This window comes from Acetonema longum DSM 6540, assembly GCF_000219125.1.
GTDB classification, from domain to species: Bacteria; Bacillota; Negativicutes; order Sporomusales; family Acetonemataceae; genus Acetonema; species Acetonema longum.
Genome location: NZ_AFGF01000049.1, coordinates 18,987 through 44,878, shown reverse-complemented (window position 1 = coordinate 44,878; position 25,892 = coordinate 18,987). Strand labels below are relative to the sequence as shown.

Below are 25,892 nucleotides of genomic sequence, written 5' to 3'. Positions count from 1 at the left end.
GTTCCGTATAGCGGAAAATATGACTCTGTTTTCGGAAATTTTCGACGTGGAGGAATGGGGATATTGGTTAATAAAAAAGTCATCACAATTACTGCGATTTTGTTCCTAGCATTGGCGGGAGTCATTTTTTTCCGTATCCATTCCAATTTGAAGGCGAACCAACTGCGCGCCGAAAGGGCCTCCCAGGGGAAAATCGTTGAAGTGGAAGGCGCCAGAGTGGCCAGACGGGATATCAGTCCGGTGATCACGCTTTCAGCCAACCTGGAAGCGGTTTGGACCGCTGAAATTTCGCCGAAAGTAGACGGGCGGATCGAGACACTGCAGGTGGATGAAGGAGACTTGGTCCGGGCCGGCACGGTGATCGCCAACCTGGAGGCTAACGAATTAGCCGCCCAGGTGACTCAGGCGGAAGGGAATCTGTTAGTGGCTAAAGCCGAACTGGAACAAGCGGAAATGGATCTGAAGCGGGCTGAAATGCTGGCCAAACAAGACGCCATCGCCGCTCAGGCTCTGGATTCAGCCCGGATCAAACGGGACCTGTCCATTGGCAAGGTCAAAGCCGCCGAAGGCAATCTCAGCTATCTGGCTACCAGGCTGGACAACGCTACGGTGATTGCTCCCCGCGATGGTACCGTGGTAAAGCGCCATCTGCAGGCCGGATTTTTCGTCAAGGCCGGCTCGCCGATTGTCAGCATTGCTGACGATTCCACTCTTTTGGCCAAAGCCACTTTGGGCGAAGGGCAGATTACCCAGATCAAGGTCGGCGCTCCGGCCACAGTCCTGGTCAATGCCTTGGCCGACGAGGCCTTTACCGGCACTGTCACCCGGATTTCTCCGGCCGCTGCCTTGCCGGCCCGTACCTTTACGGCTGAAATCAGCATTCCCAATGAGCGGGGAGTCTTAAAGCCCGGCATGTTTGCCAAGGTAGAGCTGATAGGCAATCAGCGCACCGGTGTGCTGGCGGTGCCGGAAGGTGCTTTGGTACTGAGGGAAGATCAAAAGACCGTCTATGTGGTCAACAGTGAAAATAAAGTGCAGCAGCAGCTCCTGAAATTAGGCTATGTAGGCAATGGCTGGGCTGAAGTTCTGGAGGGCGTCAACGAAGGTGACATGATCATTACAGCCGGTCACAACAAACTCAAGGACGGCTCGGTGGTCAATGTGTCGGCCCCCAGGGAAGGGGCACAGTAAATGGGCATTGGCGTATTTATTAAACGTCCGGTCTTCACCACCATGCTGGTTATGCTGCTGGTGGTCTTTGGCCTCAGCGCCTACCCGGGACTGGGCATTGATCTGAATCCTGATATTGACCTGCCTCTGGTAACGGTCAGCGTTACCTATGAGGGCGCTTCACCGGCGGAAGTAGAGAGTTTGATCACCAAGCCGGTAGAGGATGCCGTCAGTTCGGTAGCCGGGATTAAGACCCTGTCCTCCGTATCCCGGGAGGGTTCCTCCCAAACCATTGTTGAGTTTGAATTCGGCACTGATCCCAAACTGGCCGCCAATGAAGTGCGGGAAAAAGTAGCCGGCATTCGCCGCCGGCTGCCGGATGAGATTGACGAACCGGTTGTCCAGAGGGCGGATCTGAGCGCTCAGGCGATTATCTATTTTAGCCTGGCCTCGGATGTCCGGACCCGGGGTGAGATTCGCAAAATCGCCACCGATGTGGTGAAAGACGAATTGCAGCGTATGGACGGAGTGGCTGAGGTCAGTGTATATGGCGCCAGCGAACGGGAAATCCAGGTGCTTTTGGATCCTCACAAGCTGGAAGCCTACGGAATTTCTTTTCAGCAGATTTTTGAAGCCGTTAACAATCAGAATATCAATGTTCCCGGCGGGCGTATCAAAGACCGCGGGATGGAATTGACCGTCCGGACTCTGGGTAAATATGAGAATGTGGAAGATATCAAGAATATCGTCGTGGCCAATCAGCAGGGCCGCCTCATCCGGCTGGCCGATGTGGCTGAGGTAGAGGACGGCTGGGAGGAAGAACGGGTTTACTCCCGTACCAACGGTGTGCCCAGCGTTATGCTGGCCGTTCAGAAACAATCCGGCTCCAATACGGTGAATGTGGCGGACAAGGTCAAGGAACGGATGAAGTATCTGGAGGAAAATGTCCTGCCTTCCGACCTGACCATCACTCTGACCCAGGACAGTTCCATCTACATCCGGGAAAGCGTGGAAGACGTGATGGTATCTTTGATTTTCGGCGGTTTTCTGGCTGTAGTGATCACCTTCCTGTTCCTGCGCAACTTCCGGGCGACCATCATTGGCGCCATCGCCATTCCTACCTCGATTATCGCAACCTTTTTCCTGATGAAGTCGATGAATTTCACCTTGAATAACATGTCCCTGATGGGACTCAGCCTTTCGGTCGGCATCCTGATCGACGACGCCATTGTGGTTATTGAAAATATCTTCCGTCACCTGGAAGAAGGAAAATCCCCCATGGAGGCCGCCGAACAGGGCACCAACGAAATTTATCTGGCGGTTATGGCTACTACTCTGTCCATTCTGGCGGTATTTGTACCGGTGGGCAGCATGGGTTTGATTATCGGACAGTTTTTTAAGCCCTTTGCTTTGACTGTAGCGTTTGCCGTAGCCTTTTCCCTCTTTGTAGCCTTTACTCTGACTCCTATGTTATCAGCCTACTGGCTGAAAATGGATCATGACGCCAACAAGCGTTTGCAAGGTCCGGCCTTATGGCTGCAGAAAATGCTGGATGCTTTTGAAAACAGATTTCTGGCGCTGCGGGACTGGTATGTGGAGACCCTGCGCTGGGCCATGCGCCATCCCAAGAAAATCGTGGCTGTGGCCGTTTTGTCTTTGATTGCAAATATTTTTCTTCTGCCGTTTATGGGCACTGAATTCCAGCCTACTTATGATTCCGGCGAGTTCAGCGTGAACATGAACGCGCCGGCCGGAACTCCGGTTGAGAAAATGCGGGAATTATCCGAGCCCCTGGAAAGAGAAATCCTGGCCATTCCGGAACTGGAGGCCGCCTCTATGATTGTGGGCATGAATCGGATGACTTACCGGACCCGGATTGGCGTGCGGCTGATTCCGGCCAGTCAAAGGGATCGGTCCATGACCGAGATTATGGATGAACTGCGGATCAAGTTCCAAAGCGTCAAGAATTTAAAGGTGTCTGTCTCCAACAACCAAGGCATGGGCCGGGGCGACTCCCGCCCGATTCAATTGGCTCTGAGGGGGCCTGATCTGGAGGTTCTGAACCACTATGCCCAGGAATTGGCCGAACAGATACGTCAGATCAAAGGGGCTTCCGACGTGGATATTTCCAGTGAACAGTCAGGCCCTGAAGTCCGGGTCCGCATGGATGCCGTGAAAATGGGAGAAATGGGTGTTGACACCACCTCAGTGGGTGATGTGGTCAAGACCGCTTTTCTGGGAAAAACTGCCGGAAACCGGTTCAGCATTGCTGACAGCGATTATAATATCCGGGTCCAGCTCCAGTCCAGTCACCGTCTGAATTTAGACGACGTAGCCAATCTGCGGGTTTCCACCCACACCGGCTCTTTTGTGCGCTTAGGGGACATTGCCGAGGTCTATCTGTCCTCGGGGCCTACCCAGATCGACCGTGAAGGCCGGCAGCGCCAGGTCATTGTCTACGCCAACGCTGTAGGCGCGTCGGTAGGCGATGTGGTAGGCCAGGCGCAGCAACTGCTGCCTGACCTGAACCTGCCTCTGGGATATTCCTATAAATTTATCGGCCAGGCCCAGATGATGCAGGAGGCCTTCGCCGAAATCATCAAATCTTTGGTTTTGGCCATCATCCTGATTTACATGGTGCTGGCGGCCCAATTTGAAAGTTTTATCCATCCCCTGACCATTATGCTGTCTCTGCCTTTCTCCCTGGTAGGTGCCATCCTGGGTCTGTTGATTGCCGCCAAGACCATTAACATTATGGCTTTGATCGGGGTTATCATGCTGATGGGTCTGGTTACCAAAAATGCTATCCTGCTGGTTGACTATACCAACCACCTGCGGGAAAACGGCGCATCGGTGGGCGACGCCCTGATAGAGGCGGGGGCGGTTCGTCTCCGTCCGATCCTGATGACCACTGCCGCCATGATTTTCGGTATGCTGCCTATTGCCCTAGGCATCGGAGCCGGCGCCGAATTGCGCTCCTCCATGGGCGTGGTACTGGTGGGTGGCTTGGTGACGTCCACCATCCTGACCCTCATCGTCGTACCACTGGTGTATCTGTTAATCGACCGGATGCAAACCAAATGGAAGCAAAAACCCCAAGGCAAAAGCCCTTATGGCATTTCTTCGCGGGTGTAGTTATTTGAACCAAGACCCGGCCTAATCGACCGGGTTCTTTTCTTTTAGCATCTTGCTGAATTCATCTATGGCCTCGAAACAGGTAGCGTTCAAAAAGGTTCAGATGCTAGGCGCGACGAGGACGCGCGTGAGGCTGTACGTTTGCAGGGTACGTCGAACGCGCGCCCGCAGGAGCAACGACGCAGATGAGCCTTTTTCAACGATACCCTACGTTTCACAGATTTTTCACAAGTTCATCATACTTTAGCCATACATTCTATTTATAATTAACCTAATTCACCGGCTAGGTTTGCCATAAGGCGGTTCGCGGAAAAAAATACTTAGTGCCTAAAAGGTTTATAGCCGTTATAATAATAAGGTGACATAATGTAGACTGAGTGCTCAGTCACATATGGCTATCACCGCCTACAACCGTAAAGGAGGATTGGGATTGTGAAGAGAAATATATCCTGGAAAAAGTCTCTCCGCGTTTTCATAGCCGCCAGTCTGCTGGCCGCTCAGACGCCCGCGTCTATATCCTGGGCCGCTCCTTTGGAATTGTCCCTGGCGGACAGCCTGACGATGGCCTATCAAAATAATCCTACTGCTAAGATAGCGGATGTAAATCGATCCAAGGCGGCCTCCGGAGTACATGAGGCCAAGGGTGGCAAGCTTCCTACCGTTTCTTTGGGCAGTACCTATATCCTGGATCAGAACCAACCCGGCGTCACCAGTGATGCAGGCGGCAGCGATCTCAGCAGCAGCCTGCGGTTAAACTGGCCTTTGTATACAGGAGGCAGGACCGAGGCTTTGATTAAACAAGCAGAGTTAGGAGAGGATCAAGCTCAGCTGGATGTTGCCCAAACCAGACAGCAGCTCACATTAGATGTGACTTCCGCCTATTATAACGTGCTGCAGGCGAAAAACCTGGCTCAGGTCAGCCAGGAGACCGTTGATAATATGACCCAGCATCTGCAGAATGTGCAGGCTAAATATGAAGTGGGTACCGTAGCCAAATCCGATGTGCTGCGCTCGGAAGTAGAACTGGCCAATGCCCGGCAAAACCTCTTAAAAGCCCAAAACGGCTATGATCTGTCGGTGGCCAGCCTGGCCAACCTGATTGGAGCATCCGTTGATGAAGGAATCACTCTCAAAGATGAGTTGAAATATGAGGCTCAGGAGGTCTCGTTAGATAACAGCATCGCTCAGGCGGCAAAATCCAGGCCGGAAGTTGCCCAGGCGTCGATTGGCGTGGCCATAGCCCAACAAGGCGTGAAGGCGGCCAAAAGCGGCCATAAACCGACCCTGTCGGCGGGAGGCAGCATTGCCTGGCAGGATGCTGAGTTGCCTGATACAGAGGATGACAACTGGACCGTATCTGTATCCGCCAATTGGAATGTGTTCGATGGAGGCGTGACCAGAGCCAAAGTGAAAAGCGCCGGCGACTCGGTAGAGCAGGCCCGTCTGCAGGAGCAACAGGTCCGTGACAACGTGACACTGGAAGTGCGGCAGGCATATCTGAGCCTGAAGGAAGCCGAAAAGCGGGTGGAAACAACCCAGGTAGCGGTCAGCAAAGCCGAAGAAGATTTGTTTATCGCCCGGGAGCAATATAACGCCGGGGTAGGAACCAACCTGGATGTGATCGATGCTCAGTTGGCCCTGGCTCAGTCCAGAAATAACTATACCCAGGCTTTGTACGACCACAATATCAGCAAAGCTAAACTGGATAAGGCCATCGGCAGCGACCTCAACTGACAAAACGAGGGGGAAATATCGAATGATAGGGATACTCTGGGGGAAAATCCGGCCATATCTGAAATGGCTTATAATATTGGCTGTGGCAGCGGCGGCTGTGACATTCGGCTGGCGCTATTACGCCGGCGCCCAGGAACAACCCGCTGCAGCCGGTCCGGCTATTTTGGTGGAACGGGGCGATATTATGGCCCAGGTTTCCGCCACCGGCACCCTTAAGCCGGTAAATATGGTAGATGTCAGCTCGAAAATCACCGGGTTGATCAAAGAACTGCGGGTGGCGGAAAACCAACAGGTTACCGCCAACCAGATCCTGCTGGTCCTGGATGACACCCGCCTGCAGGCGCAGCTCTCTCAGGCCCGGGCCCGGCTGGCCAATGCTGCGGCCAATAACGAACGGAATGAGCGATTAAGTAAAATCGGCGCAGTTTCCAAACAGCAGCTGGATTCCTCCCGCCTGGAGTACAATCTGGCCCAAGCCTCCTATGATGAGGTAGCCTCAGATTTGGATGACACGGTCATCCGGGCGCCGATTAACGGCACTGTGATCGGTGAGCCCATTCCGGCCGGACAGACGGTAGCGCCGGGGATATCCAACCCGATGGTGATTATGACCATCGCCGATATGTCCAAAATGCAGATTGACACTCAGGTGGATGAATCCGATATCGGCAAGGTGGCGGTAGGCCAGAAGGTCACATTTACCGTGGACGCTTACAGCGACCGGACCTTCAACGGCACTGTGTCCAATATCTCGCAAAAGGCCAATGTGCAGCAAAACGTCGTGTACTATAATGTGGTCATTGACGTGGATACCGAGGGCAGTCAAGTTCTTAAACCCACTATGACCGCCCGGGTGACCCTCAATGTGGGGGAAAGCACGAATGTTCTCCTGGTCCCCCTGTCTGCCGTTAAGTCCAGCAAAGGACAGCAGTATGTACAGGTCCTGAAAGACGGTCATCCCCAAAATGTCAATGTTACCACCGGGCTGATGAGTGATGAGAAGATTGAGATTACCAGCGGCCTGGAAGACGGGGATCAAGTCCTGGTATCCCAGACTAAGGCGCCCGCCAATGCGGGAAGTATGAGGATGCCAGGCATGCGGATGCCGCGGTAGGGGACCGTTGAAAAAGGCCCATCTGCGTTGTTGCTCCTGCGGGCGCGCGCTGTTCAGAAAGCACCTCTTTTCGGATTTATGCTGATTGTTTATTTTGTTCTGATACCCGAAAAGGGACTGCTTTCTTCCAGCTTTCACGATGCTGCGCATCTTTCCAGCGTTGTCGTACCCTGCAAACGTACTGTCTGCGCGCTCGTCCTCGTCGCGCCTAGCATCTGGACCTTTTTGAACGGTCCCTGCTTCGAGGCCGCAGATGAGTTTGACAACAGGCTTTTACCCGAGAAGGAGGACGTTTTATGACCATTGCTCTTACTGATGTGAAAAAGATTTATCAAATGGGAGATAATACGGTAGCCGCTCTGGCCGGGGTAACGCTTCACATTCGGGCTGGCGAATTTGCTGCCATTATGGGGCCGTCAGGATCGGGCAAGTCTACCCTGATGAACATACTGGGCTGCCTGGATCGGCCCACAACCGGATCCTACCGGCTGGATAGACAAGAGGTGGCAACCTTAAATGATGACCAGCTGGCTGTGACCCGCAATAAAAAAATCGGGTTTGTCTTTCAGAACTTTAACCTGTTGCCCCGCATGTCGGCAGTGCAGAATGTGGCCCTGCCCCTGGTTTATGCCGGCAGTGACAAAAAAGAGCGCCAGGCGCGGGCTGCCAGGGCGCTGGCCATGGTAGGCCTCCAATCGCGCCTGGATCACCGCCCCAATGAGCTGTCCGGCGGGCAGCGACAGAGGGTAGCCATCGCCAGGGCCCTGGTGAATGACCCCAGCATTATTATGGCCGATGAACCTACCGGCAATCTGGACACCAAGTCCAGCAACGAAATCATGGATATCTTCCAGGACTTGAACGCTCAGGGCAGAACCGTGGTTCTGGTCACCCATGAGCCGGATATTGCCGAATTTGCCAGGAGAGTCATTCAGGTAAGGGACGGACTGGTGGTACGGGACGAAACCAGGGGAGGTGGGCCAGGTGTTGGTTGAAAGCATCGCCATTGCCCTGGATGGTTTGAGAGCCAATAAGCTTCGCTCCATTCTGACTATGCTGGGGATTATCATCGGCGTCGGTGCAGTTATTGCCATGATCTCCATCGGCATGGGGGTGAGGGAGAAAATAGAGAGTTCTATTGCCAGCCTGGGCAGTAACCTGATTATGGTTTCTCCCGGCGCCGCTACGGCGTCAGGAGCACGGCAGGCCGCCGGGTCGGCTATCTCTCTAACCTATAAAGACGCTCAGGCCATTGCCCGGGAAGTGCCCGGCGCCAAGCTGGTAGCTCCCAGCGTCAGCCGGCAGTACCAACTGGTCTATGGCAATCAGAACTGGACCACCGGCGTTCAGGGGACTACCCCGGAATTTCTCGAGGTGCGCAACCAAAAAGTCGGGATTGGCAGCTTTTTTACCGTCCGGGACGTGGACACCAGAGCGCGGGTAGCGGTGATCGGCCAGACTGTCGCTACCAGCCTGTTCGGCGAAATCAATCCTGTGGGGCAGATTATACGGATCAATCAGGCTCCCTTCCGGGTTATCGGCGTGTTGGAGAGCCAGGGTCAATCCACCGGCGGTTTTGACCAGGACGATACGGTCATCATACCCTTGACCACGGCCCAGGAACGGATGATGGGCATCTCTCACGTCCAACTGATCAGTGTTCAGGCTGAAAGCACCGAGACGATTGAACAGGTGCAGGAGGATATACGGACGCTGATGCGGGCCAGGCATCGTCTGACCGCGGATAAGCCCGATGATTTCACCGTGCGTAATCTGGTCAGCGTTATGGCCACAGCCGCTGAAACTACCGGGACCATAACCCTCTTGCTGGGCAATATTGGCGGCATTTCCCTTCTGGTAGGCGGCATCGGCATCATGAATATCATGCTGGTGTCAGTTACCGAGCGCACCAGGGAAATCGGAATCCGCAAGGCATTAGGGGCTCGCTATGGCAATATTCTGATGCAGTTTTTGATTGAAGCCATGGTCATCAGTGTCGCCGGCGGCCTGATGGGGATCGCCCTGGGAGTAGGCGCAGCCTATGTGATCTCAGCGGTAGCCGGCTGGAATACCGCTGTATCCATGGGCGCCGTTATTATGGCCTTCGGAGTTTCAGTGGCCATCGGCCTGTTTTTCGGCATCTATCCGGCCCGCAAAGCGGCGCTGCTGGATCCTATCGAAGCTCTGCGCTATGAATAATGTTCTAGCATCATTCCCCTGATACCAAAAAGTAGGCAGCAGGGGAATGATGCTATGGCGCGAATACATAGAACAGATACTTAGATGGGGAGGCAAATTGCGTGGCGACTACTAATGAAAAACTGGAACATTTAATGCGGCTGCTGCAGGATTTGGGCAGTGTAGTGGTCGCATTTTCCGGCGGCGTAGACAGTACCTTTCTGGCGGCGGCGGCTTATAGGGCACTGGGGGATAAGGCAGTGGCCGTGACTGCTTATTCGGCTACTTTGGCAGCCTCTGAGCAGCAAGACGCTGAGGCGGCTGCCAAACAGATCGGGATTCAGCATATCCTAGTCCACAACAGCGAACTTGAGAGCCCTGACTTTGTCGCCAATAATGCCGATCGTTGCTATCATTGCAAGAAACAGCGGTTTGGGGCTCTGACGCACTGGGCCGCAGAGCGCGGTTACGCTTGGGTGCTGGAAGGATCCAACGCCGATGATCTGGGGGATTATCGGCCTGGCATGAAGGCCATCGGTGAGATGGATCATGTAAAATGCCCTCTGCTGGAGGCCGGTTTGACCAAAACTGAAATTCGGCATCTGTCCGCCGATTGGGGACTGAAAACATGGAATAAGCCCAGTGCTGCCTGCCTGTCATCCCGGGTGGCTTACGGGCAAAAAATTACCGCCCGGAAATTGAATCAAATCGAGCAAGCCGAAGCGGTGATTCGCCAATATTGTTCCGGCCAGATTCGGGTGCGGCATCACGGTGATCTGGCCCGCATAGAAGTCTCGGCGCAAGAAATCCCGACTCTTTTGCAGCCGGACCATGCTGCTGTCATCAGCTGTAAATTAAAAGAACTGGGTTTTACCTTTGTAACAGTGGATCTTCTGGGGTATCGCATGGGGAGCATGAACGAACTGCTGCCGGGTATCGCCCGGCAAAGCGCCGCCCACTAGGGCTGTCGGCAGCTTAAAACGAAAAGCCCGCCAATTGGCGGGCTTTGGCGTTACATACATAAGAAATGCGGCATGGTCATGCCCGTTTGATCCCGCAGGACTATAGGACGCAGCAGACATTGGAGTGAATAACGCATGATTCGTATTATTTTATGGCTGGCGATTTTTTTTCTGTCCTGGCAGCAGGCTGGCGCAGCGCAGGCCGTACCGCCGGAGATCGGGGCTCAGGCGGCTATTCTGATGGACGCCCGCTCTCAATACATATATTATGCAAAAGAGCGGGATAAACGCATGTATCCCGCCAGTACGACTAAAATAATGACGCTGCTGGTAGCGTTGAAACGCGGTGACCCTAATTCCGTTGTAACGGTAGACCCGAAAGCATCAGCCAGCATGGGCTCCTGTCTTGGGCTGCAGGCCGGTGAACAGATGGAGCTGAAAGAACTACTCTACGGGATGATGCTGGTTTCCGGCAATGATGCCGCTGAGGCGGTGGCAGTACATGTAGGCAGAAACCGCCCACAGTTTATCCGGTGGATGAACGAAGAAGCAGCGCGGATTGGCGTGAACGGAACCCGTTTCAGCAATCCTCATGGTCTGCCTGATCCCTCTAATCATTATACAACGGCCTTTGACCTGGCGCTGATTACAGCTGAGGCTCTTAACTATCCCGATTTTCGCCGCATCGTAGCCACAAAAGAGAGAACGGTTGCCTCGCTCAACGGCGGACTGCGCCAGGTCAAGAATTCCAATGCACTGTTGGATACATTTTACGGGGTGAACGGCGTTAAAACCGGCTATACCAAAGCCGCAGGGTATTGTCTGGTCGCCACGGCCAGAAGAGGCGACACCGAATTAATCGCCGTCATTTTAAACAGTCCAAACCGTTATCAGGATGCGGCAAGGTTACTGGAATACGGTTTCAATATAAGAGGGACCGTTGAAAAAGGCTCATCTGCGCCACTTCAGTCTCGTGCGGGCGTTTGACATACCCTCCGAACGTACCAGTCTCACGCCTGTCCTCGTTGCGCTGTATCAGAATTCATGACTTTTCAGAGAGTGGTAATAATAAATGACCGCTTATGAGTGAAAAGTCATCTGAATTCTTCAGCACGGAGACGCAGAGCGTCTCTCTTGCCTTGCATTTGAACCTTTTTGAACGGTCCCGGGTTCTAGTATGAAGTTAAAAATATTAAGATTCCTGGATAGCCGACTGTTCTTTTTTCATTTTACCGATGACCAGCACACAGACGGTAATGACAACGGGGATCAGCCAAAGCAGAGGAGACCAGCTGGCTTCGAGGAAAGCTCCTATCCGTTTGTCGTGAACGATCATGGAACCTGCTGTCCAAGCCAGTATCCCGGCGCCGCCATAAACCAGAACCGGATATCTATTCATTAAATCCGACAGCCAGCTGCTGCCCCAAACCACGATGGGCACGCTGACCGCCAACCCGAAGATGACCAGCAGCATATTGCCGTGAGAGGCGCCGGCGATGGCCAAAACATTGTCAACCCCCATAATGGCATCCGCCACAATAATGGTTTTGATAGCGGCGAAAAGATTGTCGCTGGCCTCGATATCCGAGGGTCCTTCATCCTTCTTAGTGAGCAGGTGGACAGCTACCGGTATCAGCACCAGTCCGCCGACAGCTTGTAAAAAAGGGATCCGCATCAGCCAAAGCGCAATGGCAGTCATTAAAATTCTGACACAAACCGCGCCGCATGTGCCCCAGAAAATAGCCCTTTTTCGCTGGTGTATCGGCAAGTTGCGGGATGCAAGGGCGATTACCACGGCGTTATCACCTGCCAGCACCAGGTCAATTGCTATAATCGTAAGTACGGCAGTAAAAAAGTTGGGTTCCGGTGCCATAATTCCAATCCCTCCTAAAAATAGTATGGACGACAGTGAATCCGGCAATACGTTAGCATATCCGCTGAAAGACAGGCAGCTATCCCTGAGCAAAAATTCACGTACCGTCCTGCGCCTTTCGGATTGGCCTTAAGCAACAAGTAGAAAAGAAGACCTTTGTCCTGACAAAGGTCTTGCTTGTTAGCGATGATGCGTCAACAAAGCCAGCAGGCGACCACCTTCTGGGCTATCGCCTTGTTTTCGGGCGTCTCTAAGGCCGTTTCCTTTGAGCAAAATAAAGCTTTTTCTGTCTTTTATTGTAACATGGTTGCAATTGTGCGTCAATTTCTTTCTCAGGACAAGGGCAATGAGGCGGAGATGCTGGCCCTGGCCTGAGCTATCGCCTCGCCGATGGCTTGATCAGCCGGGCAGCCGCCCTGCGCGGCTGAAGCTGTGCCGCCGCCTTTGCCGCCAATCTGGGGCAGGATTTTTCTCAGTTCCTGAGTCATATTAACGGTTATACCGGAGGCAGCGGCAAACTGCAGGAAGGCCCGGTTGGTCTCGGCCTGGATGCCTGCTACCAGAGCGATTGTATCCGGATACTCCATCAGGCAGTTCGTCAGATCGGCAATCTCTCCAGCCTCCTGAACTGGCTGGATAAAGGTCACGATTTTAACCTGATGGATCATCTCGGCCGCCTGATGCAGCTCCCGGGCCAGATAGCGGGCAATCGTCTTTTTGGCTGTCGTCAGTTCCCGCTGAAGATGTTCCTGTTTATCCTGGCGGAGAAGATAGGCTTTCCCCACTTCGTAGGGCGTGACTGAGAGGCTGACGGCAAGCTGCTGCAGAATGGCATGCTTGACCGCATAATCATCCAGAGCGCGTTTGCCGCAGACAAAGTGGACCCGGACAGCCTTCTTTTTCTTTTCCCAGGTCAGAATTTTAATGAGCCCGATTTCACCGGTATTGGCCACATGAGTGCCGCCACAGGGACAGCAGTCAAAGTCCTGTACTTCGATTAACCGGATGTGGGAGAAGGACTTAGACAATCCCTTGCGCAGCGGAAATCGGGATAACTCATCGCCGGTGACCATCTGGGCCTTTACCGGGCGGCAATCACAGATTGCCTGGTTAGCAGCCTGTTCCAGGGCTTTGACCTGATCTTCCGACAGGGTCTCCAGATCCAGATCGATATGGCTGACCGCCGGTCCCAGGGAAAAACCGACATTGTTGGCGCCATAGAGATTGAAGGCTGCTCCGCACAGTACATGCTCACCGCTGTGCTGCTGCATATGGTCGTAGCGCCGGCCCCAGTCGATGACTCCGGTTACCGGCCCGGCTGCCAGAGGCATAGGAGTGGTATGGATGATTTTGTCGCCTTCCTGCCGCATGGCAATGACCGGTATGCCATTCAGGGATCCTGTGTCATAAGGCTGCCCGCCGCTTTCCGGGTAAAAGACGGTTCGGTCAAGCTCAATATCATAGCCACTGTCTGACCTGAGGGTTGTCGTCAGGACTTCAGCGGTAAACTCCCGGCAGTAGGCATTCTGATGGTAGATCTTTAGCGTGGACATAGGCAATGCTCCTTAAAAATTGTTGAAAAAGGTTCATCTGCGTCTGGCAGTTGAACCTTTCGGAAACGTTGCGAAAATTTTAAATTAGGTCCGGACTTTTTTTGATAATCCCGGTGATCGTAATTCCCTGGCGGCGTCTTAAGTCGATAAAATCGCCATTTTTGGTACGGACCACCGGCTTGTTGGCCTCGGTATGGGGCAGGAAGATTACCTCGGCTTGGTTGCCGTCGCTTAAAAGCACATCGTTGCTGAATAAATAGTCGGACATGCGCCTGGCGAAAAGATCGCAGAGGGCTGGGTCCAGCTTTCCGTTCAGGTCCTGCTGCAGTTTGGCGCTGATATCAAAAGGATTGGGATGTTCCGAGTCGCCGCCCAGAGTGTGAAAGGTATCGGCAAGGGCAATGATTCTGGCATACAGATGAATGGAATTTCCCGGCAGCTTTTTGGGGAAGCCTGTACCATCCATATACTCGTGGTGCTGTTCTACGGCCAGAACAATCTCCCGGGGAATCCCTTTCAACGGGCTAAGAATTTCGGCTCCATGTCCGGGATGCATCCGGTACAATTCCTTTTCGGTATCTGTCGTTAGATTCTGACCGCTTTGCAGGGATAAAGGCAGCATGGTCTTTCCAATATCATGCAGCAAGGCGGCAAAGACTAGCTGCTTGATATCAACCGGATTCATTTCCAGCCACTTGCCGATGATGCCGGACACCACAGCTACCGCCAGAGAATGGCGCGCCAGGTAATCGCCCTGATGGTGGTCCTGCAACAGCAGAAAATGCATCGAGCCGTTGGTTTCTACCAATGAATGGTAAACCATGGTGGATGTATCTCTCAATTCTAAAAAAGGCAGTTTTTTTGTGTTCAGATAGGTCTCGAAGATTTGACTGACGCGGTCAGATGTACTGGAATAATTGTTGAAGAATAATTTCTGCAGGGATTTATATGGGATGTTTTTATGGGGGATTGCCGGCAACTTCTCCGGCTCCTGTTTTTGTCTGACCGGTTGGACAGGCAGGGGCTTTATGTTATCATCGGGTTCGGCGATGGTCACCGAGCTGATATTCCAAGGTCCGCTTAATAAAGCGATGAGAGAGCGTGTTAACTTCGTTCCGGGAAAAAGTAATACTTTGTTATTGGCATTAACAACAGGTTTTGCTATCATCATACCGGGTTCAATATCGTGGATTGCCATTTTTTTTGGCCATGCAGCAGGTTCCCCTCCCTTTTTGCTACAATCGCTGCTGACGCTGAATTCGTTAATGTCGGAAGTATAACTTTACAGTAATTCACCGGTGAAAAGAAAAAATCCTGCACTTTTTCCGCGAAATTTAGGATGAATGTCTCAGTCGACCCCGGTCAGATCGAAAGGCGGAATAAAACTTTCTGAGACAGTGGCGCTGCCTTCTTGCATAAAGGCGTTTTCCCAGCCTAAAGCGGCAGCATAATCAACCAGGCGGTCATAGTCGTCGGCCGGCAGCGGGCGGTTAAGGGGCGGCGGGAGTGTCGGCCCCAGGGGCGTGTATTGGTTCATCAGACTGAGATAAACCGAATTGCCGTAAGTATGAAACAGATAACTGATGATATTCTTCGAATCTTCCAGTAATCCCGGCAAGGCCAGATGACGGACGATCATGCCCCGCCGCATGATACCGCTGCCGTCGAAGACCGGTTGGCCGATCTGAGCAGCCATCAGTTCGATGGCGCGGGAAGCATGCCAAAAGTAGTCGGTTGCCTGGGAAAAGAGCCGGGCAGGGCGTTCGCTGTAATATTTCAGATCAGGCAGATAAATGTCCACTTGGCCGGCTAAGGCTTCGATGGTTTCGGGAGCCTCATAGCCGCTGCTGTTATAAACCACCGGCAGGGAAAAACCGGCGGCTTTGGCCCGGTCGAGCGCGTCCAGGATATGGGGCGTCCAGACAGTGGGGGTGACCAGGTTCAGATTATGAGCGCCGTTGGCTTCATGGGCCAGAAAAATTTCCGCCAGCCGTTCAATAGAAATATCTTTGCCCCAGCCCTGGTGACTAATGCAAGCATTTTGGCAGAAAACGCACCGCAGGTTACAGTGAGAAAAAAAGACGGCACCCGATCCCCGCTTTCCTGAAATGCAGGGCTCTTCCCAAAAATGCAGCGCGGCCCGGGCTATGCGGGGACTTAATCCTGCCCTGCAAAAGCCGGTTTGCCCACCCAACCGGTTCACGCCGCAGCGACGGGGACATAATTGACAACGGGCCAATACGTTGCCCAGGTTTTGGATTTTTTCCGCCATGTGCTGTCTGCCTTCCTTAAGTAATCGCATCAATGAATCTTTAAGTAATCGCATCAATGAATCTTTTGTATTGTAACGTAACCTATCGATCAAAAGCAATGAATCCTTTTACGAGATTTCAAAAATATGGTATTTTTTTTGTATGCGGGCAGGAATTTATTACTGATGTCTTGAAAATACATCATACTAAGGAGGGTTGATATGAACCGGATCTTCGTTTTAGTGTTGATATGCCTTATTGTTTTGACTGGGAACGTGACCGTTTATGGCTATAATGCGGACGATTTAAACAAATTGCGCATCACCGGAAGTTGTCCCCGTGGAAATTTAGCCGGCGCCAACCTGCAGGGAATGAACTTAGCAGGAGCCAATCTTGAAGGGGCCAATCTCCAAGGCGCCAATTTATATAGCACTCAATTACGGCGTGCCAATCTGGCCGGCACGAATTTGCGCGATGCCAACCTATCGTACGCCAGCTTGCTTCAGGCTGACCTGCACGGAGCAAAACTGGTCAACGCTGATTTAAGCGGCGCTAAGCTGTCTGAAGCTAACCTGCGAGGCGCCAGTTTACAGTATAGCAGCCTGAAAAATGCCGCCTTGGACAAAGCCGATCTGGCCGGAGCCGTATTAAGCGGCAGTGACCTCTGCGGCGCCAATCTGGCTCAGGCTAATCTGCAGCAGGCCAGATTGGATCAGGCGCTCCTGGAAAGCGCCCATCTGATCAAAGCTGATCTGCGCCAGGCCAACCTGCAAAACACCCGGTTGAAATATGCCCGCCTGCAGGAAGCCAACCTGCAAAACGCAGATTTGCGGGACGCGGATCTTGAACATGCAATCACCGACGGCGCGGATTTTACCAGTGCCAACCTGGTAGGCGCTGTCTGGACGAATGGAGAGAAGCAGTTGACAAATCCATAGCTCATGTAGAATCGGCCGGAATTTTCCGGGAAAACCGTCCTCCGTGTAGACGACGGTTTTTTTATTTTTCGATTTCAATAATTAACCTTTTTTTCAAAAAGTTTCTTAAAGCAGGAAAATTTTTCATTTTATCGAATATTTCCATAGTTGTTCGATTGAGATTATGGAGATAAGCCGTTATTTCCAGGCGAGGAGGGTGCAGAAGGATGAAAGCGGTGGAACAATACCGGGTCTATAGTCCCTTTTATACAGGACAGGCCTGTCGTGAGACAAACGAGGCTCTCTTGGCCAGTGAGGAACGGTTTCGCCTGATTTTTGAATATGCGCCCATCGGCATGCTGATCGCCGACTTTACCGGCAGGTTTGAGCGGGTGAATCCGGCCATGTGCGATCTGATCGGCTACTCCGAGAGTGAGTTATTAAACATGCGGCTTCAGGACATCATTGACCCGGATGACTGGGACGAACGGTGTCTGTCCCGGGAACTGGCCCGCGGCAAGAAAACCCGCATGGTGCTTGAGAAGCGGTTTGTCCGGCAAGACGGTCAGTTTTTGTTTATCCGGCTGTATATTGCGCTGCTCGGAGACCATCAGGGAAATTCCCTGCATTTTATCGGTCAAATGACCGATATCACCGAACAGAAAAAGCAGGAGCGATCCATGCAGCATATGGCCTATCATGATCTCCTGACCGGGCTGGGCAACCGATTGCACTTTCAGGACTGTATCAATGCTGCCCTTGCCAGGGCAAAAACAGCGAACAACAAAATTGGCGTCATATACCTGGATTTAGACCGTTTTAAGCAAATCAACGATTCCGCCGGACATAACGCCGGTGATCAAGCCTTAAAAATTATTGCTGACCGGATCACTGCCTGCGTCCGCAAGACCGATGCCGTCGCCCGCATGGGAGGAGACGAGTTTACCATTCTGTTGACATCGGTGGCCGGCGGCCAGGCGCTGCAAAAGATAGCTGATAAAATTCTGCAGGCGATTGAACAACCCATCCGGATTGATGGCAGGCAGTTTCACGTCAGCGCCAGCATCGGCACAGCGGTATACCCTGCCGACGGGGCCAGCGCCGACCAATTGCTCGGCGTAGCTGACCAGGCGATGTATACGGATAAGCACAGCAAGGGAATAGAACTCTAGAAAAAGATTCCACGGAAATGAAATGGCAAAAAGCATGACTGACTATTTGAAGTGTGATATAGTATACATAACAACATTGCAATAACAGAAAGGAACACATACTATATATGAATAAGAAATATTTGATCCTGCTGATGCTGGCCGTTTTTGCCCTGTCCGCTGTTTTAGGAGGCTGCGGCGGCAAGAAGGGCGAACGGGTTTTGGGCTTAACTCCGGAAGGAGTAATTTCAACTGCGTTTAAGAATGCGAAGGAACAGAACTTTAGACAAGCCGCTACCTATGTGTCGCCGGATTCTCTGTCAGGTACCAAGTCTGTCGCCAACTTGTTAGCCGGAATGTCCGGTAAAGAAATCAAACACACCAATTTGCTGTCGGTGAAAAAAGTAGCTCAGCAAGGCGATTTCGCCGCCGTGATTGTGACGGTTCAGCAAGAGGATAGTTTCAAGCTGAATTTTCAGGCCGTTGGTCTGGAGCGAATTAATGATGAATGGTATATCGTGTCCAATGATCAAATCCTGGAAAATGCTAAATATAGAGTACTTGCCCAATTGCTGGCCAATATCTGAGGTCCGGGAGACTGTACAAATCATTTTGATTTGTACAGTCTCCTTTTTTTGTTTTGCGGCATATGCTATAGCATCAATAAAATGCAGGAGGTTTGCTGTACATGTCTGTCAATGAAGCTGACCGCCATCATGAACTGCCAGATAATCGCGATGAACGGAATTTCGTTCATGTGCATACTTATACTGCCGAAACTGGCGTTGCCAATTCCCATCAGCATGTAATCACCGGTGTCACCGCTCCGGCCCGGGCCGAAGGGCGATCCCATGTCCATCGCATTCGGGTCAGGACTTCCTTTGTGGATGGACATTGGCATTGGTTTGATCTGGTCACTGATACGGCTACGAATTTTCAAACCCAGCACGCTCACTATTATGCCGGTGTCAGCAGCGTGCAGGCCGGCCATTCTCACCCCGTCAACGGCGTTAGCGGTTTAGCCACGAATCTGGATATCTGTTCGGCTGTCTACAATCGCCCGGACGAAGAGGAAGAATAAGAGCCCCTAAGAGGCTGCCGGCGGCAGCCTCCCTGTTTTGGAACGTCAGAGTATAACCAAATTGCCTTTCGCTGCATATCTTATTCCATGACATTGCTGAGAGCCTGTTGCAAAACCCATCTGCAGCCTCGAATCTGGAACCGTTCAAAAGGGTTCAGATTCGAGGCAAGAGAGACGCGCTGCGTCTCCGCACAGCTCAGATGACCTTTCGCTTTTGAGAGATCAGCTACTATTAGCACTCTCTGAAAAGTCGTGAATTCTGATTGCAGCGCGGCGAGGACGCGCGAACGGCGCAGATGAGCCTTTTTCAACGGTTCCCTAGGAGCGAGGGGGGGATGGATAACTGTGTGCGGAATTGCGGGATGGATTGATTGGGAACAAGAGGTAAACGGGCAGCGCCAAATCCTGGATCGCATGGTGGCAACGCTGGCCCGGAGGGGGCCTGATGCCTGCGGTACGTATTTTTCCCAGTGCGCGGCGATTGGTCACCGGCGTCTGAGCGTGGTAGACCCGGAAGGCGGCAAGCAGCCAATGATCCGGTGGCGCGGGAACCATGCCTATATTATTACTTATAACGGAGAACTGTATAATACGTCGGAGCTGCGCCAGGAATTGGAGGCTAAAGGCTGCCGGTTTACAACCACATCCGATACCGAGGTGCTGCTGCAGTCCTATATTGAATGGGGGCCTGACTGTGTCCGGCGGCTGAATGGAATTTATGCCCTCGGGATATGGGACGAAAAACAGGAAACATTATTTTTGGCCCGTGACCGGATCGGCGTAAAGCCATTGTTTTATGCCCAGCGGGGCAAGGCGTTGCTGTTTGCTTCAGAGCTAAAAGCCCTGTTGGCTCATCCGGCGGTAAAACCGGCAATAGATCGGGAAGGTCTGGCGGAAGTCCTGATGCTCGGGCCGGCCCGCACACCGGGACATGGCATTTTCCGGGACGTATATGAACTAAAGCCCGGGCATTCCCTTGTATACAACCGGGAAGGCCTGTTTATCGAGCAATATTGGAAGCTGGTGAGCCAGCCCCATGAAGATAGCTTTGAAACGACTACAGCCAAGATACGGGAAATCCTCCTGGATGCCGTAGAGAGGCAGCTGGTTTCCGATGTGCCTCTGTGCACCTTGTTGTCAGGGGGGCTGGATTCCAGCACGATTACGGCCATTGCCGCCCTGGCTTACAAGCGGGAAGGCAGGGCGCCGATTCATTCCTTTGCGGTAGATTATGTGGATAATGATCAATATTTTTTGCCGGACAGTTTTCAGCCTAATGCGGACCGGCCTTGGGCCCGTAAGGTGGCAGACTATTATCAGACCGACCACACAGAGATTATGATCGACACGCCGGAGTTGGCCGAGGTTCTTGAGGATGCGGCGATAGCCCGGGACCTGCCCGGCATGGCTGATGTGGATACATCCTTGTATCTGTTTAGCCGGGAAATCAAAAAGCATGCCACAGTGGGTCTATCCGGCGAATGCGCCGATGAGGTATTCGGCGGGTACCCCTGGTTTCGCCGGCAGGACATGATTCAGGCCAATACCTTTCCCTGGGCAACCTCGCCGGCTATCCGCCGCAAATGGATTCTGCCGGAAGTGGCGAAATATATCCGGGCTGAGGAGTATGTCAGGGACCGGTATGAGCAGGCCTTGGGGGAAGTGTCTCGCCTGGAGGGGGAAGACCCGGTGGCAGCCCGGATGCGGGAGATCTTCTATTTGAGTCTGACCCGGTTTATGCCCACTCTGCTGGATCGCAAAGACAGGATGAGCATGGCTTTCGGCTTGGAATTAAGGGTGCCGTTCTGCGACCACCGGTTGGTAGAATACGTCTGGAATGTTCCCTGGTCTATGAAGAACTATCAGGACCGGGAAAAAGGACTGCTGCGCCATGCCCTGACGGGATTGCTGCCGGAGGATGTATTATGGCGCAAAAAGAGTCCCTACCCTAAAACCCATAATCCCTTGTTTTTGGATATCGTAAAGCGGCGGGCCCTGGCGATTCTATCCGATCCTGCTACGCCCATCCGCCAGGTGATTCACCTGGACGGCGTAAAAGAAATTGCCCAGTCCGGCCTGGCCAACAGCAATATACCCTGGTTTGGCCAACTGATGAGCGGGCCGCAGTTATTCGCCTATATCATCCAGCTTGACGCCTGGATGAAAGAATACCGGGTGCAGCTGGTCTGACCTATTTGAAAATGTTAAAGTCAGGGGTTCTGCCATGAATTCCTGACTTTTTTGCATGAAGCGCTGCATCAGACGAAAAAATGGTTCTTTAGTCCTAAAACAGTTCTGTAGTCCTAGCAGGAAACTGTCGAATTATCAGAGAAAATAGTAAGGGCATAGAAGGGAGGACGGCTGTATGGCAGTGATAGTCCTAATCGTTATACTGGTGGCTGGGGCCGCCTATTGGTTTTTCAACCGGCCTGAGGAAAATCCGGCCCGGGAGATTCTACTGCAGGTCGAATATATCATGCATGAAGGGGAAAGTGCGGATATAGCCTATGAGCGGGGCTGCCGGCAAGCCAGGCAGAAAAGCAATGATCTGCTGGCTTCCTTGATTTCACGGCAGCTTACCGAACCGCGGCGGCTCAGCCTGGGAGAGAGGATCGCTTTTGTCGCCGCCGGCTGCGGCGAGTTTTTGGTGATGGAGAATAGAAAAGAGCCCATTGCTTCCGGCGTTCGGATGAGCCTCAAAGTGCGGGTTATCCCGGCAATGCAGCGAGTGCAAAAACTCATCCGGCTGGCGGAAGATCTGTTGATTGTTCAAGAATTTGACACACTGCAGAGCCAATTCGAACAAAACCGGCAGGAATTGGCGAAATGGAAAGAGAAAACGCCTGTGAACGGATCGGAGCAGCAGGCTGCAGAATTCCGGAGTAATGAAGTCAGTTTTCAAAAGCTATTATTTGAAGAACGGATTTTTTGGCTGCGGCATTTACAACAGCCGGAAACAGTGATTAACGCCTGCAGCCGCATGCTGGAACTGGATGGAGAAAACCGGACGGCATATATTGAACGCGGCCGGGCCTATATCAGGCTTAAACTGTTTGATGAAGCCCAAAGCGATCTGGATAAAGCCGCGGCCCTGACGGAGGACCAGACGGCAGTTGGGATGGCCCGTGCGGAGTTGCTGGATGAGAAAGGCCAACTGACAGAAGCTATTGCAGAATTAACCGGGATGCTGGAACAGAATCCGACACCGGCAGTTTTTTTGCGGCGGGGGGAGATTTACGAAAAAATGAATCAATACTCCCAGGCGATGGAGGATTACACAGAGACGCTGAAACTGGAACCGGATTATATAACCGCTTATATTAAACGGGCTTTCATGCGGGAAATAAAAGGACAGACCCAGGAAGCGCTGGAGGATTTGACCTCTGTCCTGGCGAGAGATCCATATCATCTGGATGCCCTCAACCTCCGGGCCCGCCTCCTGGACAACCAGGGCCAACCGGAGTCTGCTCTGCTTGATTTAAACCAGGCTATCCTCATTGAACCGGATGATGTGACCAGCCATAATAACCGGGGCAACTTGCACTATCAGGCCGGACGACTGGAACTGGCAATCAACGATTATAATAAGGCGATTTCCCTTGCGCCGGCTGATGCCGACAGCTATTTCAACAAAGCCCGGGCATTGGAAAAGCAGGGGCATATGATTGAGGCGGTAGAAGCGTATAAACTCTTTTTGCGCTTCGCTCCGGCCAATGATCTTGCGGCTGAGAGAGTCCATGCGAAATTGAAAATGTTATTGCGGGATCAATAGCCGGGACTTTTTGCATATGCCGGAGTCCCGGTCGGTGGGACCTGAGGTCAGTTTTGAAGTAGAACGGGTTTGTCATGCAGGAGAGATGAAAAGTGCAGCGAATTTTGCAAAAGGATATCGATTTGCAATAAGGCAATGGCAGGTGAAAGGAGAGTCGCCATGTCTCAATTTTATAAACGGCATGCCGGAGAAAATCCGTGGCTAAGCGTGGCAGCCGATGCCAGCTGGACCTATGTAGAGCCGGCAGAGGCCTTGCTTTGGCGGGGTGGCCCCGGCGGACTATTTTTTAAAGATATTTTGGCGGGTAAGTTGAAAGAGCTGAACCCTGGCGCGATGGATCAGCGGGATATGCTCAATGAAATCATTACCCGCTTTGACAGACTGCCAACCACTTTGGAGGGCAGTCGTTTAGCGTTGTCCTGGCTAAAAGGGGAATTGACCGGCGCCCGGTATTTTTCCCGCAGGGTCCGCCTGATTGACTTTGATCATCCGGACAACAACGTATATCATATGACGAATAACTGGCAGTACAGCGGCCTTGACTCGGATAAAAGCGAACTGGTTCTGCTGGTAAATGGCATTCCCGTAAGTCTGATCGCAGGTCAGTCCTCGGAGGACCCGGACCGCAGGGTGAGGCTGGTAGAACGGTTTATTTCCCTGGAAACCAAGCTGCCCCATTTGTTCAAAGTCTTGCAGCTGATTCTGTTTCCTAGTCCTGAACGGTTATGGCTGGGTCTGCCTTTTCAGCTGGAATCGCAAGGCCTGACCTGGCGGAAACCGGCAGCCGGCCAAGAACCGGCGGAATGGCTGTCCGGGATGTTCGCCCCTGCGCGCATTCTCGGGCTGCTGCGTCATCTCCTGTTTATCAAGACTGATGACCGGCCGGCTAAACTGGCCTTGCGCCAATATCAGGCCGAGGCAGTGGAACAAGCGCTGCAGGGAGTGAGACAGGCGCTGCGCAAGATCGAAAGAAAGCAGCGGGGTCTTTTCTATTTGGCGCAAGGCAGCGGTAAAACCCTTACGATCATGGCCACAGCCGCCAGGCTGCTGTCGAATGAGGAAAAACTCGCCCTGTCGGTCCTGATTTTCGCCGATCCTAATGAAATTGATACCGGTATGCTGCCAAGCATGGAGGGACCCTATCCGGTCAGAATCGCCGGCAGCGCTAAAGAACTGCAGGCTGTTTTAGCCTCTGACTACCGGGGTCTCCTGATCTCTCCCCGGGAATTTGCCACGGCCCTGTCACCTGGCACGAATGAGCGCGAGAATGTAATAGTTTTGGTTGATGAGGCCCAGCGAATTTTTACGACTTCTATTGCCGACCAAATTGAGGCCGCGTTGCCGAATGCCATTCTGATTGGCTGTACCGGATCTCCTTCCGCCAAAACAGACAAAATCCAGGCGGTTTCCCTGTACGATGCCGCCCAGGCTCTGACCGACAGGATTCTTACAACCGTTTGCTATGATATGGCGCCACCGGCTATCCGGGTTCAGCCGGATACCTTGTATAAAGAGTTTATTAGAAACCCTGCTTTTGAGGGAAGCTGCGATATCTGCACTCTGAATTGCAGTCTGGAGATGACCGGGCATCTGGCCGCAGCGGTGAAAAACCGGGAACGGGTGGAACAGGCGGCGGAATATATTGCCCGGCACTTTACGGAAAAAGTCCAGCCTTTTGGCCGAAAGGCTATTTTAGTGGCCTATGACAAGGAAGCCTGCGGGTTATATAAAAAGGCTCTGGACAAACATCTGCCGGCTGGATTCTCCCAGGTTATCTACTCAGCCGGCAGGAAAGACAGTTTGGCGGTGAAAGAGTATTACCGCACCACCTATGATGAACAAAGACTGCGCAAGGCTTTTGCCCAAACAACCGATGCGCCTCACATTCTGATTCTGACCGATAAGCTGCTGACTGGATTCCATTGCCCGGATCTCAACGTGCTTTATCTGGATAAGCCCTTGAGAGATCATATCCTGGTGCAGGTATTGTCGCGGATCAATCAGTCCGGCAATAAAGAAGCCGGGGTAGTAGTGGATCTTCTGGGGCTGTTCGATGCTGCAAACGAACTGACCCGGGATATTTTCCCTGACGGACTACCCGGATTGCAGCCGCTGGAGGCTATTCATCAGCAGTTTGGCGATCTCATAAGAACCATCGGTCTCCACCAATATGCGGATCTGGTTGCCGGACCGGAAGCCGGGCAGCCATCCCGGGAGCAGGCTGTGGAGTATTTCCTGGATGACTCCCGGCGTCAGGCATTTTTCGCTTGTTTCCGTCAACTGCAGTCCTGGTATGACTTATTGCATCCGTCGGCGCTTCTTATGCCTTATTTAACGGAGTATAAGATGCTGGCTCAATTATATGGTCTGGTGTATAATGCCTACAACACAGAGTCCCGGACGGAATTTACCGTGAAAACGGCAGGGTTGTTCCCTGAAAACCGCAGACAATGGATGAAGGAATTGCCGGGAACTTTGGCTGAACTGAACGAAGCGGAACTGGATAAGTGGAAAAGCGGACCGGAGCCGGCAACGATAAAAGTGATTCAAATGTGGAAATTTATATCAAACATAACCATCCAGCCGAAACGGATTTCTCCTGAACAGATCATGCTCAGGGAGCAGACTGATTGGCTGGTTCAGCTCATGCAGTCCGGGCAAAAAAATCCTCAGGAGGCTCTAACGGCGCTCTCAGAGATGGTCGGACAATATCTCTTTGATGAGCAGTTACGGCGGAAGGCCGGTATCGATACGAATGTCTGCACCCTGTACAAAACCTTGAAAACGTTTACTTCCGATCTGAATATGAAGCGGGTTTCCCGCCTGGATGCCATCCTGCGCCGGAATCCTGACTATTTATGGAATCCACGGCAATTTGCCCGGGTGCACACTGACTTATGCCTGGAACTTTTGCCGCTGGTAGGGCCTGATCGGTTTGTGGATGCGGCGAATACCGTCATTTATCTCCCTCGTACCGAAATCCCTGGAAGGAATTAGGTT

At 52.6% G+C, this 25,892-nt stretch carries 20 protein-coding genes; 16 read left to right on the top strand and 4 right to left on the bottom strand.

The window, feature by feature from the left end:
• Positions 1–54 precede the first annotated feature (54 nt).
• From ALO_RS05645 to ALO_RS05605, 8 genes are all read left to right on the top strand, one after another.
• Positions 55–1,191, top strand: coding sequence for an efflux RND transporter periplasmic adaptor subunit (locus ALO_RS05645; protein ID WP_004093792.1), 1,137 nt, complete (start codon positions 55–57; stop codon positions 1,189–1,191).
• Positions 1,192–4,305: an efflux RND transporter permease subunit gene (locus ALO_RS05640; RefSeq protein WP_004093791.1), complete on the top strand. Its 3,114-nt coding sequence runs from the start codon at positions 1,192–1,194 to the stop codon at positions 4,303–4,305. It begins immediately after the preceding gene.
• 432 nt (positions 4,306–4,737) lie between these two features.
• Positions 4,738–6,039 (top strand): TolC family protein, encoded by a 1,302-nt coding sequence (locus tag ALO_RS05635; RefSeq protein ID WP_004093790.1) that lies wholly within the window; start codon positions 4,738–4,740, stop codon positions 6,037–6,039.
• Between the two features lie 22 nt (positions 6,040–6,061).
• Positions 6,062–7,153: an efflux RND transporter periplasmic adaptor subunit gene (locus ALO_RS05630; protein ID WP_004093789.1), complete on the top strand. Its 1,092-nt coding sequence runs from the start codon at positions 6,062–6,064 to the stop codon at positions 7,151–7,153.
• Between the two features lie 296 nt (positions 7,154–7,449).
• Entirely contained in the window at positions 7,450–8,148 is a 699-nt protein-coding gene (locus tag ALO_RS05620) for an ABC transporter ATP-binding protein (protein WP_004093787.1), read from the top strand.
• A complete protein-coding gene (locus ALO_RS05615) occupies positions 8,138–9,352 on the top strand; it encodes an ABC transporter permease (protein ID WP_004093786.1) in 1,215 nt (404 codons plus the stop codon). Before ALO_RS05620 ends, ALO_RS05615 begins: the two co-directional genes overlap by 11 nt.
• A 101-nt stretch (positions 9,353–9,453) precedes the next feature.
• Positions 9,454–10,293, top strand: coding sequence for an ATP-dependent sacrificial sulfur transferase LarE (larE, locus tag ALO_RS05610; protein WP_004093785.1), 840 nt, complete (start codon positions 9,454–9,456; stop codon positions 10,291–10,293).
• 135 nt (positions 10,294–10,428) lie between these two features.
• Entirely contained in the window at positions 10,429–11,280 is an 852-nt protein-coding gene (locus ALO_RS05605) for a D-alanyl-D-alanine carboxypeptidase family protein (RefSeq protein WP_004093783.1), read from the top strand.
• 205 nt (positions 11,281–11,485) lie between these two features.
• Here the strand turns inward: ALO_RS05605 and ALO_RS05600 are convergent, their stop codons facing one another.
• Positions 11,486–12,166 carry a TerC family protein gene (locus ALO_RS05600; protein ID WP_004093782.1) on the bottom strand — a complete coding sequence of 227 codons (681 nt, stop codon included), beginning with the start codon at positions 12,164–12,166 and terminating at the stop codon, positions 11,486–11,488.
• 177 nt (positions 12,167–12,343) lie between these two features.
• Between ALO_RS05600 and ALO_RS22025 the strand changes: the two genes are divergently transcribed.
• Entirely contained in the window at positions 12,344–12,541 is a 198-nt protein-coding gene (locus tag ALO_RS22025) for a hypothetical protein (RefSeq protein WP_139025328.1), read from the top strand.
• Here ALO_RS22025 and ALO_RS05595 read toward each other — a convergent pair.
• The 3 genes from ALO_RS05595 to ALO_RS05585 form a co-directional block, all read right to left on the bottom strand.
• Positions 12,499–13,719 carry an alanyl-tRNA editing protein gene (locus ALO_RS05595; RefSeq protein WP_004093781.1) on the bottom strand — a complete coding sequence of 407 codons (1,221 nt, stop codon included), beginning with the start codon at positions 13,717–13,719 and terminating at the stop codon, positions 12,499–12,501. The two genes, ALO_RS22025 and ALO_RS05595, sit on opposite strands and share 43 nt — an antisense overlap.
• Positions 13,720–13,798: 79 nt before the next feature.
• Positions 13,799–14,917 (bottom strand): HD-GYP domain-containing protein, encoded by a 1,119-nt coding sequence (locus tag ALO_RS05590; RefSeq protein WP_004093778.1) that lies wholly within the window; start codon positions 14,915–14,917, stop codon positions 13,799–13,801.
• A gap of 150 nt (positions 14,918–15,067) precedes the next feature.
• Positions 15,068–15,991 (bottom strand): radical SAM protein, encoded by a 924-nt coding sequence (locus tag ALO_RS05585; RefSeq protein WP_004093776.1) that lies wholly within the window; start codon positions 15,989–15,991, stop codon positions 15,068–15,070.
• A 201-nt stretch (positions 15,992–16,192) separates the two neighbouring features.
• Between ALO_RS05585 and ALO_RS05580 the strand changes: the two genes are divergently transcribed.
• From ALO_RS05580 to ALO_RS05550, 7 genes are all read left to right on the top strand, one after another.
• Positions 16,193–16,909: a pentapeptide repeat-containing protein gene (locus tag ALO_RS05580; RefSeq protein WP_004093774.1), complete on the top strand. Its 717-nt coding sequence runs from the start codon at positions 16,193–16,195 to the stop codon at positions 16,907–16,909.
• Between the two features lie 206 nt (positions 16,910–17,115).
• Entirely contained in the window at positions 17,116–18,060 is a 945-nt protein-coding gene (locus tag ALO_RS20740; RefSeq protein WP_004093773.1) for a GGDEF domain-containing protein, read from the top strand.
• 107 nt (positions 18,061–18,167) lie between these two features.
• Entirely contained in the window at positions 18,168–18,626 is a 459-nt protein-coding gene (locus tag ALO_RS05570) for a nuclear transport factor 2 family protein (RefSeq protein WP_004093771.1), read from the top strand.
• A gap of 101 nt (positions 18,627–18,727) precedes the next feature.
• Complete coding sequence (locus ALO_RS05565; RefSeq protein WP_004093769.1) at positions 18,728–19,120, top strand: YmaF family protein; 393 nt, start codon at positions 18,728–18,730, stop codon at positions 19,118–19,120.
• Positions 19,121–19,465: 345 nt separating this feature from the next.
• On the top strand, positions 19,466–21,310 hold the full coding sequence (gene asnB / locus ALO_RS05560; protein ID WP_004093767.1) for an asparagine synthase (glutamine-hydrolyzing): 1,845 nt from the start codon (positions 19,466–19,468) through the stop codon (positions 21,308–21,310).
• Between the two features lie 175 nt (positions 21,311–21,485).
• Positions 21,486–22,892, top strand: a complete 1,407-nt coding sequence (locus ALO_RS05555; RefSeq protein WP_004093764.1) for a tetratricopeptide repeat protein — start codon at positions 21,486–21,488, stop codon at positions 22,890–22,892.
• A gap of 159 nt (positions 22,893–23,051) precedes the next feature.
• Complete coding sequence (locus ALO_RS05550; protein ID WP_004093762.1) at positions 23,052–25,889, top strand: DEAD/DEAH box helicase family protein; 2,838 nt, start codon at positions 23,052–23,054, stop codon at positions 25,887–25,889.
• Positions 25,890–25,892 lie beyond the last annotated feature (3 nt).